Source organism: Amycolatopsis sp. 3B14 (assembly GCF_050958625.1).
Lineage (GTDB): Bacteria > Actinomycetota > Actinomycetes > Mycobacteriales > Pseudonocardiaceae > Amycolatopsis_E > Amycolatopsis_E thermoflava.
On record NZ_JBHZEN010000025.1, the window covers coordinates 43,262 to 56,577 of the forward strand.

A 13,316-nucleotide genomic window follows, 5' to 3' on the forward strand; every position below is an offset into this window, starting at 1 on the left:
GAGGTTCGCGTGGCCGAGCGGTTCGGTGGCTACCAGAACGAGATCTACCTGCACGGACTCGGCGGGACGAAGCCGCCGTTCACCACGGATCCGGTGCGGCTGGCCGAGTCGGCCCGCGAGGTGATGACCCCGGAGGCCTACGGCTACGTGGCGGGCGGCGCGGGCTCGGGCGCGACGATGGACGCCAACCGCGCGGCGTTCGACCGCTGGAAGCTGGTGCCGCGCATGCTGACCGACGCCACCGCGCGCACCACGTCGGCCACGGTGCTCGGGTCCGAGCTGCCGGCGCCGGTGCTGCTCGCACCGGTCGGGGTGCAGTCGATCGTGCACCCGGACGCCGAGCCGGCGACGGCGCGGGCCGCGGCGGCGCTGGGCCTGCCGATGATCCTGTCCACCGCGGCGTCGCACACGATCGAGGAGGTCGCCGAAGCCTCCGGCGACGGCCCGCGCTGGTTCCAGCTGTACTGGCCGTCCGACTCGGATGTCACCGCGAGCATCCTGACCCGCGCGAAGAAGGCCGGCTACACCACGCTCGTCGTCACGCTCGACACCTGGACCCTGGCCTGGCGCCCGCGGGACCTCGACTCCGCCTACCTGCCCTTCCTCAAGGGCGAGGGCCTGGCCACGCCGCTGTCCGACCCGGCCTTCCGCGCGCTGCTGGAGAAGGCGCCGGAGGACGACATGCCGTCGGCGATCCTGCGGTGGGTGTCGCTGTTCACCGGCACCGACCACAGCTGGAACCAGCTGCCGTTCCTGCGCGAGCACTGGGACGGCCCGATCGTGCTCAAGGGCATCCAGCACCCCGACGACGCGCGGCGCGCGGTCGACGCCGGGATGGACGGCATCGTGGTGTCCAACCACGGCGGACGGCAGGTCGACGGCGCGATCGGCTCGCTGGAGGCGCTGCCGCCGATCGCGAGCGCCGTCGGGGACCGCATCGAGGTGCTGTTCGACTCCGGTGTGCGGACCGGCGCGGACATCCTGAAGGCGCTGGCGCTGGGCGCGAAGGCGGTTCTCGTCGGGCGGCCCTGGGTGTACGGGCTGGGCCACGCGGGCGAGGACGGCGTGCGGCACGTGCTGCGCAGCCTGCTCGCGGACCTCGACCTCACCCTGGGGCTGACCGGGCACCGTTCGGTCGGGGAGCTGGGCCCGGAGTCGCTGCAGCGGTCCTGAGCACACCGAGCAGCCGCGACGCCAGCGGTTCCCGGGGCGGGCGGGTGAGGAAGTCCGCGAGCGCGAACAGGTCCAGCGCTCGGGCGGCCTCCCGCCAGCCCGCGGGGCACGGCCCGAAGCCCTCCAGAACGCCGTCCGTGAACGGGGTGTCGCCGAAGCGCAGGACATTGCCCAGATCGGTGAGCGGGCTGCCGCTGTGCGCGAACTCCCAGTCCAGCACGGTCACCCGCCAGCCGTTGCCGTCGCGGGCGGCGATCAGGTTCTTCGGGTTGAAGTCGGAGTGCACCAGGCGCGCTTCGCCGTGCGGCACCAGCGGTGCCCATTCCCGCGCCCGCGCCAGGAGCCCGCGCAGGTCCGCCTCGGTGAGCGGCCAGCCAGGGTGCCGCCGTGCCAGGCAGGCGGTCACGAACCCGGCCAGGTCTCCCGGCATCTCGCCCAGCCGCAACGAGCCGTCGAGGAACCAGCCCGGCCGCACCAACCGCACCTCGCCGATCCGGGCGAGGGCCCGCCCGGCCGCGAGCCCCACCTCGCGGGCTTCGGTGCCGGGAAGCTCCGCCAGCAGGACCTCGACGCCGGTGCCCGGCACGAACGCGCTCACCGACGCGTCCTCCGTGACGGCGATCACCTCGGGCGCGATCCCGGGCACCAGCCGGGCCACCGCGGCCTCGACCGCGGGCCGTCCGCCCACTTTGAGCACGTACCGGTCGTCCAGCGACCACACGGCTCCCCGGTACCCGCCGGACAGCTGCCGCCGCGGCAACCCGCCCAGGCCCAGCTCGTCCAGCCACTCCACGTGCGGTGCGGACATATTCGCAGGCTAGCCGGATCGCGCGGAGCTATCCTGGAAGCCGTATGTCTACGCGATCCCCCCTCGAAGACCTCCGGGCCCGGCTGCCCGGCTTGATGCTGCGCGACGAGCACCGGTTGCGCCGCCGGCTCGACGGCGCCCGCCGGGCACGCGACAAGGACCGCGTCGCGCGGGAGATCGCCGCCGACATCGACGCCGCCGAGGCCCGCGTGCAGCGCCGCCGCGCGCCGGAGATCCGCTACCCGGACGAGCTGCCGGTCTCCCAGCGCAAGGACGACATCGCCGCCGCGATCCGCGACCACCAGGTGGTGATCGTCGCGGGCGAGACCGGGTCGGGCAAGACCACGCAGCTGCCGAAGATCTGCCTCGAACTCGGCCTTGGCGTGCGCGGCCAGATCGGGCACACCCAGCCCCGCCGCCTGGCCGCGCGCACGGTCGCCGAGCGCATCGCCGAGGAGCTGAAGACCGAGCTGGGCAGCACGGTCGGCTACAAGGTGCGCTTCACCGACTCCAGCGGCGACGACACCATGGTCAAGCTGATGACCGACGGCATCCTGCTCGCCGAGATCCAGAGCGACCGGATGCTGCGCCGCTACGACACGCTCATCATCGACGAGGCCCACGAACGCAGCCTCAACATCGACTTCATCCTCGGCTACCTCAAGCAGCTCCTGCCGAAGCGCCCCGACCTCAAGGTGATCATCACCTCGGCGACCATCGACCCGGAGCGGTTCTCCAAGCACTTCGGCGACGCGCCGATCGTGGAGGTCTCCGGCCGCACCTACCCGGTCGAGGTCCGCTACCGCCCGATCGTCGACCCGGACGACCCGGCGTCCGAGGACCGCGACCAGGTCACCGCCATCGCCGACGCGGTCGAGGAGCTGTGCGCCGAAGGCCCCGGCGACATCCTCGTGTTCCTCTCCGGCGAGCGGGAGATCCGCGACACCGCCGACGCGCTGAACAAGATGGACCTGCGCAACACCGAGGTGCTGCCGCTGTATGCGCGCCTGTCCGCGGCGGACCAGCACCGCGTGTTCAGCCGCCACACCGGCCGCCGGATCGTGCTCGCCACCAACGTCGCCGAGACGTCGCTGACCGTGCCCGGCATCAAGTACGTCATCGACCCGGGCACCGCGCGCATCTCCCGCTACAGCCACCGCACCAAGGTGCAGCGGCTGCCGATCGAGCCGGTCTCGCAGGCCTCGGCCAACCAGCGCAAGGGCCGCTGCGGCCGCACCTCCGACGGTATCTGCATCCGGCTCTACAGCGAAGAGGATTTCCTGTCCCGGCCGGAGTTCACCGACCCGGAGATCCTGCGCACCAACCTCGCGTCGGTCATCCTGCAGATGACCTCGCTCGGCCTCGGCGACCTGGCCGCGTTCCCGTTCGTCGACCCGCCGGACCGCCGCCAGATCACCGCCGGTGTCCAGCTGCTGCAGGAACTCGGCGCGCTGGAGGAGTCCACGAAGGAGCGCCGGCTCACCGAGATCGGCCGTCAGCTCGCGCAGCTGCCCGTCGACCCGCGGCTGGGCCGGATGGTGCTGGAGGGCGCGCGCACCGGCTGCGTCCGCGAGGTCATGATCATCGCCGCCGCGCTGTCCATCCAGGACCCACGCGAGCGGCCCGCGGACAAGCAGGAGGCCGCGGCCCAGCAGCACGCCCGGTTCGCCGACAAGTCCTCGGACTTCGTGGCCTACCTGAACCTGTGGGAGTACCTGCGGGAGCTGCAGAAGACGCTGTCCAACAGCCAGTTCCGCAAGCGCTGCAAGGCGGAATACCTGAACTACCTGCGCGTGCGGGAGTGGCAGGACATCTACAGCCAGCTGCGGCAGCTCGCCAAGCCGCTGGGCGTCACGCTGAACTCCGAGCCCGCGGACGCGCAGCGCGTGCACACCGCGCTGATCGCCGGGCTGCTGTCGCACATCGGCCTCAAGGACCCGGAGAAGGGCGACTACCTCGGCGCGCGCGGCACCCGGTTCGCGATCTTCCCCGGCTCGGCGCTGTTCAAGAAGCAGCCGCGCTGGGTGATGTCGGCGGAGCTGGTCGAGACGTCGAAGCTGTGGGGCCGGGTCAACGCGCGCATCGAGCCGGAGTGGATCGAGCCGCTGGCGCAGCACGTCGTCAAGCGCACCTACTCGGAGCCGCACTGGGAACGCAAGCGCGGCGCGGTGGTGGCATCGGAGCGGGTGACACTGTACGGGGTGCCGCTGGTCGTCGGCCGAAAGGTGGACTACGGGCGCATCGACCCGGAAACCTCGCGTGAGCTGTTCATCCGCCACGCGCTCGTGGAGGGCGACTGGGACACCGGCCACAAGTTCTTCAAGGAGAACCGGGCGCTGCTTGACGAGGTCGAGGACCTGGAGAACCGGGCCCGGCGCCGCGACCTGCTGGTGGACGACGAAACCCTGTTCGAGTTCTACGACCGGCGGGTCCCCGCGGAGGTCGTGTCCGCGCGGCACTTCGACAGCTGGTGGAAGAAGGTCCGCGGCGCCCAGCCGGACCTGCTGAACTTCGAAAAGGCCATGCTGCTCAACGAGGCCGCGCAGCAGGTGTCCGAATCGGACTACCCGGACACCTGGACGCAGGGCTCGCTGCGGTTCCCGCTGACCTACCAGTTCGAGCCGGGCGCGGACGCCGACGGCGTCACCGTGCACATCCCGGTCGCGGTGCTCAACCAGGTCACGCCCGACGGGTTCGACTGGCAGGTGCCCGGGTTGCGCGAGGAGCTGGTCACGGCGCTGATCAAGTCGCTGCCGAAGCAGTTGCGGCGCAACTTCGTGCCCGCCCCGGACACCGCTGCCGCGGTCCTCGCCCGGGTCGGTCCCGAGGACGGCCCGCTGCTCGACGTGCTGGCCCGCGAACTGGAGGCCCTGCGCGGGGTCGCGGTGCCGCCGGACGCGTGGCAGCTCGACGCGGTGCCGCACCACCTGCGGATGACGTTCCGGGTGGTCAACGACAAGCGCCGCAAGCTCGCCGAGGGCAAGGACCTGGCCGTCCTCAAGGAGGAGCTGAGCGGCGAGGTGCGGGCGACGATCTCGGCGGCGGCGGACAGCATCGAGCGGTCCGGCCTGACCACGCCCGCGTTCGGTGAGCTGCCGCGGGTGTTCGCCGGGAAGCGGCGCGGGCACCAGGTGAAGGCGTACCCGGCGCTGGTCGACGAGGGCGACACGGTGGCCGTGCGCATGCTGGACACGCCGGTGCAGCAGCGGCAGCGGATGTGGCAGGGCACGCGGAAGTTGTTGCGGCTCAACATGCCCTCGCCGATGAAGTTCATCAACAGGGCGTTGACCAACCAGGCGAAGCTGACGCTGAGCCGCAACCCGCACGGCAGTGTCGCGGCGCTGCTGGAGGACTGCGTCGACTGCGCGGTGGACAAGCTGATGGCCGACAACGGCGGCCCGGTGTGGGACGAGGCCGGGTTCGCGGTGCTGCTGGAGAAGGTGCGCGGTGCGCTGAATCCGACGGTGCTGGACGTGCTCACCGAGGTCGAGAAGATCCTGAAGGCCGCCAACGAGGCCGAGGTCGCCCTGGAGGGCGCGCGCGGGCCTGCGGAGTCGCTGGCGGACATGCGGCAGCAGCTGTCGCGGCTGGTGTACCCCGGGTTTGTCACCGCGACCGGGTTCGACCGGCTGCCGCACCTGGTCCGGTACCTGCGCGGGATCGGGCGGCGGGTGGAGAAGCTGCCGTCGACTGGCGCGAAGGACGTCGAACTGCTGCGTGACGTCGAGTGGGTGACGGGCGAGTACGAGGCGGCGGTCGCCGCGCTCCCGCCGGGTGTGTCGCCGGGGCCGGAGCTGCTCGAGGTGCGGTGGATGATCGAGGAGCTGCGGGTGAGTTTCTTCGCGCAGACCCTCGGCACGGCGCATCCGGTGTCGTTGAAGCGGGTGATCCGGGCGCTGGACAAGGCCGCCGCTTAGCTATTTGGCGTCGGCGTAGGTGTCGACGGTGACCGGTTGCATGGGGAAGTGCACGGGGCAGGCGGCGCCGAACGTGAGCGCGGCGGCCTCGGGCACGGACTCGCCGATCGCGGCTTCGACGGCGGGTGCGAGTTCCTCGGGCGCGTGCACGATGACCTCGTCGTGCTGGAAGAACACCAGGTGGGCGGGCTCGGGCAGCTTGCGGCGCAGGGTGGCGAGCAGCACCGCGGTGAAGTCGGCCGCGCTGGCCTGCACGACGAAGTTGCGGGTGAAGCGGCCCCAGTTGCGGGCCGCCTGGCGGGCGCGGGTCTCGTCCTCGTTCGCGCCGCCGGTGAGGGCGCGCCACGCTTCGCTCGGCGCGGGGGAGACGCGCCCGAGCCGGGAGCGGACGCGCTCACCGCGTTCCCCGGCCTGCGCGGCACGTTCCACATAGGACACGGCGTCCGGGAAGCGTTGCCGCAGCAGGGCGAGCAGCGACGCGGCTTCGCCGGCCGTGCCGCCGTACATCGCGGACAGCATGGCGATCTTCGCGCGGGGCCGTCCAGCTTCGGGGGTCATCGTGCCGGCGAACATCGCTTCGGACAGGCGGGCATACAGGTCGGTGGAGGCGGAGGCTTCGGCAAGGCGGCGGTCGCCGGACAGGGCGGCCAGCACGCGCGGTTCGAGCTGGGCGGCGTCGGCCACCACGAGTTTCCACCCGGGGTCGGCTTGCACGCACACGCGCAGGGTCTTGGGGATCTGGAGCGCGCCGCCGCCGCTGCTGGCCCACCGGCCGGACACCACGCCCCCGACGACCCACTCGGGCCGGAACCGCCCGTCGGCGACCCATTCGTCCAGCCACACCCAGCCGTTCGCGGAGTGCAGGCGGGAGAGTTCGCGGTATTCGATGAGCAGGGGGACGGCCGGGTGGTCGACGTCGCGCAGGACGTGCGCCCTGGCGGACGGGATGGAGATGCCCTCGCGGCCGAACGCGCGCACGATGGTCTGCGGGCTGTCCGGGTTCACCGGTTTGCCGCCGAAGGCTTCGCTGATGCGCGCCGCCAGCTCGACCAGTTTCTTGGGCCGCTGACCGGCAGGCACGCGGGGCCCGAGCAGCTCGGTCAGGAGCGCGTCGTGCACGTCGGCGCGCCACGGCAACCCGTCGGCTCGCATCTCTTCGGCGACGAGCGCGCTGGCCGATTCGGCGGCGACGAGCAACCGGAAGCGCTCCGGGTGCTCGACGTGCCTCATGCGGCGCTCCTGGTTCTCGAGCACGGCGGCAGCCGCCTCGGCGACGCTGGTTCCGGGCGGGAGGCCGGAGCCGCGGGTCTCGAAGAGAGCGGGCTGGGAGTCGGCGTGGCTGGGCGCGTCCGCTGGTGGTTCCTGACCGTGGAGCCGGGCCCACGCGGCCGGCAGCGCCTTGGGTTGGCCGGCTTTGCCTTCTGCCGCGAGCAGGAGACCTTCGGTGAGGGCGAGGTCGTGGCAGCGCCGCAGGCGGAGGTTCGAGCGCAGCAGGAGGGGGTAGAGCTGCGGGACCGAGGGGAAGACCCAGCGCGGGGCTTCGGTGCGCTCCAGTGTTTCGAGGTGTTCCGCCAGGTGGTGCCCGGGCAGGCGCTGTTGCTGGTGCGGGGTGGATACGAGGAAGCCGCCGTCCTCCTCCCGCGTGACGATGACCTGCACCTGTTCATTGTGCGCTGGGGGTACGACAGTTTCGGCGCGCGTCGCCGTGTCCGGGCGGCGGTTCAGAGATCATGGGATGTCCTCGCCGGACGGGCAGGCTCCGGGATGACGGGGATCGTTGTCGTCTCGCTTTGGGTGGGTGGCTGGGGTTCAGGGCATGCGCTGCGCGCTCCGCGCGCTCGCCGCGCGCGCTCGCCGGAGCCCGCGCTTCGGCTGCCGCGCCGCCCGGCGCTGATGCACCCCGTACGTTTACCGCGCGCTGCGGCACCCTCGCCCTGCCGCACCCTCGCGTTGCCGCACCTTTCGGTGGCTTCTACGCGCTGCCCGCTACCCGTGCCCGACGCCCGCGCCAGCGCGCCCGCTGTGCTCTCGCGCGCTGCCCGCGCGTCGCCGCCCGCGCTCCGCCCCGCGCGCCGCGCTCACTCGCGCCGCTCCCCGCGCTCACTCGCTCCGCGCTACCGAGCTCCGCGGCACCCGCGCTGCCGCGCCCGCTCCGCTCAGCTCCGCGCGCCGCTCCACCACCCCCACCCCACCCTCGCCCGATTTGTCCCCTTCACCCCACTCACCCCAACCGCTGGCGCGCCCCCTCGCCTTTCGGCTACTGTCCAGTAACCACACATACTCCCAGTACGGTCGGCCCAATGGAGGTGCTGTCCATGCGTATTCCGCCCCGCTTGTCCGTGCTCCCCGGCAAGGTGGCGGAGACCGCCCGCGGCCTGGAGGTCATGTGGCGCGCCGGGCTCGTCCCGTTTCCCCGGCTGGACGAGGGCCTGCGCAGCGTGATCGCGACCCGCAAGGTGGGTCCGTTCGCCGCCGCGGCGCAGACGTCCGCCCGGCGCGATCCGAACGCCATCGGGCTGGTCGACGAGCTGGGGCCGCTCACCTTCCGCGAGCTCGACCTGCGCTCCAACGCGCTGGCCCGCGCCTGGGAAGAACGTGGCGTCCGCCCGGGCACCGTCATCGCGGCGCTGTGCCGGGACCACCGCGGCCTGGTCACGGTCATGATCGCGGCGGGCAAGGTCGGCGCGCGCCTGCTGTTGATGAACACCGGCTTCGCGAAACCGCAGCTCACCGACGTCGCGGCGCGGGAGAAGGTGCAGGTGCTCGTCTACGACCAGGAGTTCACCGACCTCCTGTCCGGCATCCCGGACACCGTCGACCGCTACCTGGCCTGGGTGGACGAACCCGACCCGGCGGACCGCATCCCCGTCCTCGACGAGCTGATCGCCAGCACCGACGACCGCCCCCTGCCTGCGCCGCCCCAGCGTGGCGGGTTCGTGCTGCTCACCAGCGGCACCACCGGCACCCCGAAGGGCGCGCCGCGCGAACGGACCTCCGTGCTGGCCACCGTCCAGTTCCTCGACCGCATCCCGCTGCGCGCCGGCGAGGCCACGTTCCTCGGTGCGCCCATCTTCCACGGCACCGGCATCTCGCAGTTCATCCTGTCGTTCGCGCTCGGCTGCAAGGTCGTGCTGCGCCGCCGGTTCGACCCCGAAGCCACCCTGAAGGGCGTCGCCGACCACGGGTGCACCGCGCTGGTCCTCGTCCCGACCATGCTGCAGCGCATCGTCGACCTCGGGCCGGACGTCCTCGGCAAGTACGACACGTCGTCGCTGCGGATCATCTTCGTCGCGGGCTCCGCGTTGTCCCCCGACCTCGGCAACCGCGCCACCGAGGCGTTCGGCGACGTGATCTACAACCTGTACGGGTCCACCGAGGTCGCGGTCGCCACCGTCGCCACCCCCGAGGACTGGCGCAAGGCCCCCGGCACCGTCGGCCGCCCGCCGGTGACCTGCAAGGTCCAGCTGTACGACGAGCAGGGCAACCGCATCACCGAGCCGCACGTAACCGGGCGTGTCTTCGTCGGCAGCGGCCTGTCCTTCGAGGGCTACACCGACGGCCGCCACAAGGAGATCATCGACGGCCTGCTCTCCACCGGCGACGTCGGCCACTTCGACGAGGACGGCCTGCTGTTCATCGACGGCCGCGACGACGAGATGATCGTCTCCGGCGGCGAGAACGTGTTCCCGGTCGAGGTGGAGAACCTGCTCGTCGAGCACCCGGACGTGCTCGAAGCCGCTGTGATCGGCGTGCCGGACGCCGACTTCGGCCAGCGCCTCAAGGCGATCGTGGTGACGAAGAAGGACTCCAAGCTCGACGCCGACGCCGTCCGCGACTACGTCAAGGGCAACCTCGCCCGCTACAAGGTGCCGCGCGACGTCGAGTTCGTGCCGGAGCTGCCACGCAACGCCACCGGGAAGGTCCTCCGCAACAAACTGAGCTGACGCGCCGTGGAGGAGATCCGCCTCCGCCGCGCCCTGATCGGGATGTGCGGGACCCAGGTGGTCAGCTGGGGCGCGCTGTACTACGCGCTCCCGGTGGCCACCGCGCAGATCGCGGGCACCACCGGGTGGACACCGGGCACGATCACGCTCGCCTTCTCGGCCGGCCTGCTGGTCGCGGCGGTCGCGGGTATCCCGGTCGGCCGCCTGCTCGACCGGTACGGCCCGCGGCCGGTGATGACCGCGGGGTCGGCGCTCGCGGCGGTGGCGCTCGTGCTGGTCGCCACGGCACCGAGCAGGCCGCTGTTCTTCCTCGCCTGGGTGGTCGTCGGCGTCGCACAGGCGATGCAGCTGTACCCGCCGGTGTTCGCGGCGATCACCTGCTGGTACGGCGAGCGCCGCGCGCGTCCGCTGACCGTCGTGACGCTCGTCGGCGGCCTGGCGAGCACCGTGTTCGCGCCGCTCACCGCGCTGCTGGTCGACCAGGTCGGCTGGCGCGCGAGCTACCTCGTCTACGCCGCGGTCTTCCTGCTCGTCAACCTGCCCGTGCACTGGCTGCTGCTCACGCCGGCCTGGCCGGACCACCGCACGCGACCGGCCGCCACCCCGGTGCGGCAGGTGACCCGCTCCGCCCGGTTCCGGTTGCTGCAGACCGCGATGACCCTGGCCGCTCTCGGGTTGTACGCCTCCGCCATCGTGGTCGTGCCGCTGTTCGTCGAGCGTGGTCTGAGCCACGCGGTCGCGTCGGTCGCGCTGGGGCTCGTCGGCGCCGGGCAGGTCCTCGGGCGGCTCGTCTTCGCCGCCGTGCCGCGCACCAGCGCGCCCGCGTCCCGCACGGTCGGCGTCCTCGCCGCGAGCTGCGCCGCGCTGGTCCTGCTGGCTCTGCTGCCCGGGCCCGCGGGCGCGTTGCTGGCGGTCGCGGTGGTGCTCGGGATGGCCCGCGGCGCCTACACGCTCGTGCAGGCCACGGCCGTCGCCGACCGGTGGACGACGGCCCGCTTCGGGGCGCTCAACGGGATGTTCACCGCCCCGATCACCGCGGCGACGGCCATCGCGCCGGGCGGGGCGATCGTGCTCGCCGAGCGGGTCGGCGGGTACAGCACGGCCCTGATCCTGCTCGCCGTGCTCGCGGCGGGCGCCGCTGTCCTCGCGGCCTTCACCTGAACGAGTGCCGTCGGGCTACCGAGACGGGCCGTTCGGCGACGCTGACCGGCCGGTGGGCGCTCAAACCCGACGATCTCGTGACGGTGGCGACTCGTTTCTGCACGATGAGTGAGGTCGCGCCCTGCCGCGACATGGAGCGCGGCCCCCTGCTGCCACAGGGAGCCGCGCGGTGTCGACCGTCCCTCCCGGAGAGGAAGGCATCAACGTGCCCACCGTACAACCGCGCCGCGAAGATCCGCGGCAGGTGCCGTCGCCGGAACGGCGGAAGGTCGTGCTCGACGGGTCGTTCCTGGCCGCGGTCGAACCCCAGGACCGCCCGCCACCCGCCCGCCCCGGGGGCAGGCGGTTCCTCCGCCGGACCGCGCGGGGCGGGGCGCGCGTGTGGCGGGTCGCGCTGGTCGGCCTCACCGCGGCGTCGTCGCTGGCGATGATCGTGTTCGCGTTGCTGAAGGCGATCCCGCTGACGGTGCTGTCGATGCTGGCGCTGGTCGTGGTCAAGATCGCCGACCACTGGCACAGCAGGCGCCTCGGCAGCGTCTGATCAGCCGAGCAGGCGAGCCTTCTGCGACTGGAACTCCGCCTCGGTGAGCACCCCCTGGTCACGCAGCTGTCCCAGCTCACGCAGCTGGGACAGCACGTCGGTTTGGCTGGGCGCGGGTGGTGCGGTCTCCGCGGCGCGCTCCGCGTCCTGCCGAGCCCACCGGCCTTCCTGCCTGCGCGTGACGCGGTTCGCGACACCCTTGGCAGTGCCGGCGACGATGGCGGTGCGGGCGATCCCCCGCAGCAGACCGGGCATGGTGAACCTCCTGTAGTCCTCGGTGGTGGATCAGGCTTCGGCGGCGTCGAGGGCGGCGAGTAGCGCCTGCACCGGAACGCGCCCGCCTGCGACCAGCTGCGCGCCGTTGCGCCGCAGCTCCCGTGCGAGCGGCGCGGCCCACAGGTTTTCGTACAGCAGGACCACCCCCACCGTGCCCGGTTCGAGGACCCCGCCTGCGGCCTCGACGTCCTCGTCGTCCAGCAGGCCGGACCGCGCGCCGGCGAACACCGACAGCTCCACGGACGGCTCGCCGTCGAGGTCGTCGAGCGCGAGCCGGGCGATGCTCCCGTCCGGCCCCGTGCTGACGATCTCCAGGTCGATCACGCGGATGATCCCGCGGTCGACCAGGTCGAGGAGCAGGTCGAGTCCGCGCCCGGTCATCCGGTCCGCGGGCATCTCGATCACCAGGTAGTCGACGGGACCCATCTCGTCGAGTCCGGTCGCGGTGGTGGTGGCTTCCGGCGCGCTCATGGCAGACCTCCCGGCTCGTGGGGTCCCACCGTCGCGCGTCCACCCCGTGCGGCTCTTCGTCCGTGGCGGGTGAGATCCAGGCGGGGCCGGCCCGGTCACTCCCAGGAGATGCCGAACACCCCTGGCCCGTAGTCGAGCGCCACGGCGTGCACCCCGCCGGCCGTGTCCAGGTGCAGCTCCCGCCGCTCCTCGGTCTCCGCCGAGCCCCGGCGCGCGTACTGCCAGCACTTGCGCAGCGCCTCGGCCTCGTCGAAGCGGATCTCCAGGAGGTACTCGCGGATGGGGCGGCGGAACTCGCGGTAGTAGGTGTTCTCGCAGTCCGGGTACGGCGGCCCGCTGTTGGTGAGCGTGTACTCGATCAGGCAGGTCTCGCCCCGGTGGATCGGGCGGTCGAACAGCAGTTCCGCGACGGTCAGGCCGTGCTCCGGGTCGATCTCGACCCGTCCGCTGCGGCAGTTGCGCAGCTGGTGCAGCGTCGGCGCGGGCGCGCCGCCGTGGTCGTACACCAGGATCCAGCGGTCCTGCCGGTCGGCGGTGGCCTGGAACACCGAGCGCGTGGTCAGCGACCGCTGGCGGCCCCCGGCCGCGATCTCGCACCGGTCGTGCAGGTTGACCAGGTTCAGCCGATGCTGCTGCTCCAGCGCGTGCGGCGCGCCGACCCGCTCCAGCAGGATCCGCAGCGCCTCCATCGGGAACTTCACGACACCGTCCGCCTGCCTGCGGGACGGCAGCCCGCGCGGGCGCGGCGGCGGGAGCAGGGACAGCAGCTCGCCGCGCTGCAGGCCGAGGACGTCCTCGAGCACCCGCACCGCCGAGATCGAGCTCTGCCGCTCGGGCTGCCGCTTGCCGGACTGCCAGTAGCTCAGGGCCGTGACGCTGATCGGCACGCCGCTGGCCTGCAAGCGGGCCTGGATGCGATCGAGACTCAGCCCACTGCGGGCGATCGCGGACCGGAGTCTGCTGGCGAACGGGCTCGGCACCGCGCGCTCGGACGTGGACACCTGCTACCACCTGGAAATCGACTT

At 72.4% G+C, this 13,316-nt stretch carries 10 protein-coding genes; 5 read left to right on the forward strand and 5 right to left on the reverse strand.

The window, feature by feature from the left end; translation table 11 throughout:
* Positions 1 to 9: 9 nt before the first annotated feature.
* Entirely contained in the window at positions 10 to 1,173 is a 1,164-nt protein-coding gene (locus ACCP09_RS15845) for a lactate 2-monooxygenase (protein ID WP_123685197.1), read from the forward strand.
* On the opposite strand, the gene ACCP09_RS15850 is transcribed toward ACCP09_RS15845, so the two are convergent.
* Positions 1,106 to 1,981 carry a phosphotransferase family protein gene (locus ACCP09_RS15850; RefSeq protein ID WP_433747370.1) on the reverse strand — a complete coding sequence of 292 codons (876 nt, stop codon included), beginning with the start codon at positions 1,979 to 1,981 and terminating at the stop codon, positions 1,106 to 1,108. The two genes, ACCP09_RS15845 and ACCP09_RS15850, sit on opposite strands and share 68 nt — an antisense overlap.
* A 44-nt stretch (positions 1,982 to 2,025) precedes the next feature.
* On the opposite strand from ACCP09_RS15850, the gene hrpA reads away from it, so the two are divergent.
* Positions 2,026 to 5,898 carry an ATP-dependent RNA helicase HrpA gene (hrpA, locus tag ACCP09_RS15855; protein WP_378336979.1) on the forward strand — a complete coding sequence of 1,291 codons (3,873 nt, stop codon included), beginning with the start codon at positions 2,026 to 2,028 and terminating at the stop codon, positions 5,896 to 5,898.
* Here hrpA and ACCP09_RS15860 read toward each other — a convergent pair whose 3' ends face one another.
* Positions 5,899 to 7,557, reverse strand: a complete 1,659-nt coding sequence (locus ACCP09_RS15860) for a bifunctional 3'-5' exonuclease/DNA polymerase (protein WP_433747373.1) — start codon at positions 7,555 to 7,557, stop codon at positions 5,899 to 5,901.
* Positions 7,558 to 8,213: 656 nt separating this feature from the next.
* Here ACCP09_RS15860 and ACCP09_RS15865 point away from each other — a divergent pair.
* From ACCP09_RS15865 to ACCP09_RS15875, 3 genes are all read left to right on the forward strand, one after another.
* Positions 8,214 to 9,842, forward strand: coding sequence for an acyl-CoA synthetase (locus ACCP09_RS15865; protein WP_027934530.1), 1,629 nt, complete (start codon positions 8,214 to 8,216; stop codon positions 9,840 to 9,842).
* Positions 9,843 to 9,848: 6 nt separating this feature from the next.
* Positions 9,849 to 11,003 carry an MFS transporter gene (locus ACCP09_RS15870; RefSeq protein ID WP_027934531.1) on the forward strand — a complete coding sequence of 385 codons (1,155 nt, stop codon included), beginning with the start codon at positions 9,849 to 9,851 and terminating at the stop codon, positions 11,001 to 11,003.
* A gap of 169 nt (positions 11,004 to 11,172) precedes the next feature.
* Entirely contained in the window at positions 11,173 to 11,544 is a 372-nt protein-coding gene (locus ACCP09_RS15875) for a hypothetical protein (RefSeq protein ID WP_231960755.1), read from the forward strand.
* Here ACCP09_RS15875 and ACCP09_RS15880 read toward each other — a convergent pair whose 3' ends face one another.
* From ACCP09_RS15880 to ACCP09_RS15890, 3 genes are all read right to left on the reverse strand, one after another.
* Positions 11,545 to 11,799: an SHOCT domain-containing protein gene (locus tag ACCP09_RS15880; protein ID WP_027934533.1), complete on the reverse strand. Its 255-nt coding sequence runs from the start codon at positions 11,797 to 11,799 to the stop codon at positions 11,545 to 11,547.
* Positions 11,800 to 11,829: 30 nt separating this feature from the next.
* Entirely contained in the window at positions 11,830 to 12,291 is a 462-nt protein-coding gene (locus ACCP09_RS15885) for a DUF6325 family protein (RefSeq protein ID WP_208722402.1), read from the reverse strand.
* Between the two features lie 95 nt (positions 12,292 to 12,386).
* A complete protein-coding gene (locus tag ACCP09_RS15890; protein WP_378362824.1) occupies positions 12,387 to 13,292 on the reverse strand; it encodes a hypothetical protein in 906 nt (301 codons plus the stop codon).
* Positions 13,293 to 13,316 lie beyond the last annotated feature (24 nt).

Bases quoted from the DNA above. Each gene is read 5' to 3' on its own strand.
- ACCP09_RS15850 (WP_433747370.1), bottom strand. From the start codon at position 1,981: ATGTCCGCACCGCACGTGGAGTGGCTGGACGAGCTGGGCCTGGGCGGG.
- hrpA (WP_378336979.1), top strand. From the start codon at position 2,026: ATGTCTACGCGATCCCCCCTCGAAGACCTCCGGGCCCGGCTGCCCGGC.
- ACCP09_RS15865 (WP_027934530.1), top strand. From the start codon at position 8,214: ATGCGTATTCCGCCCCGCTTGTCCGTGCTCCCCGGCAAGGTGGCGGAG.
- ACCP09_RS15880 (WP_027934533.1), bottom strand. From the start codon at position 11,799: ATGCCCGGTCTGCTGCGGGGGATCGCCCGCACCGCCATCGTCGCCGGC.
- ACCP09_RS15885 (WP_208722402.1), bottom strand. From the start codon at position 12,291: ATGAGCGCGCCGGAAGCCACCACCACCGCGACCGGACTCGACGAGATG.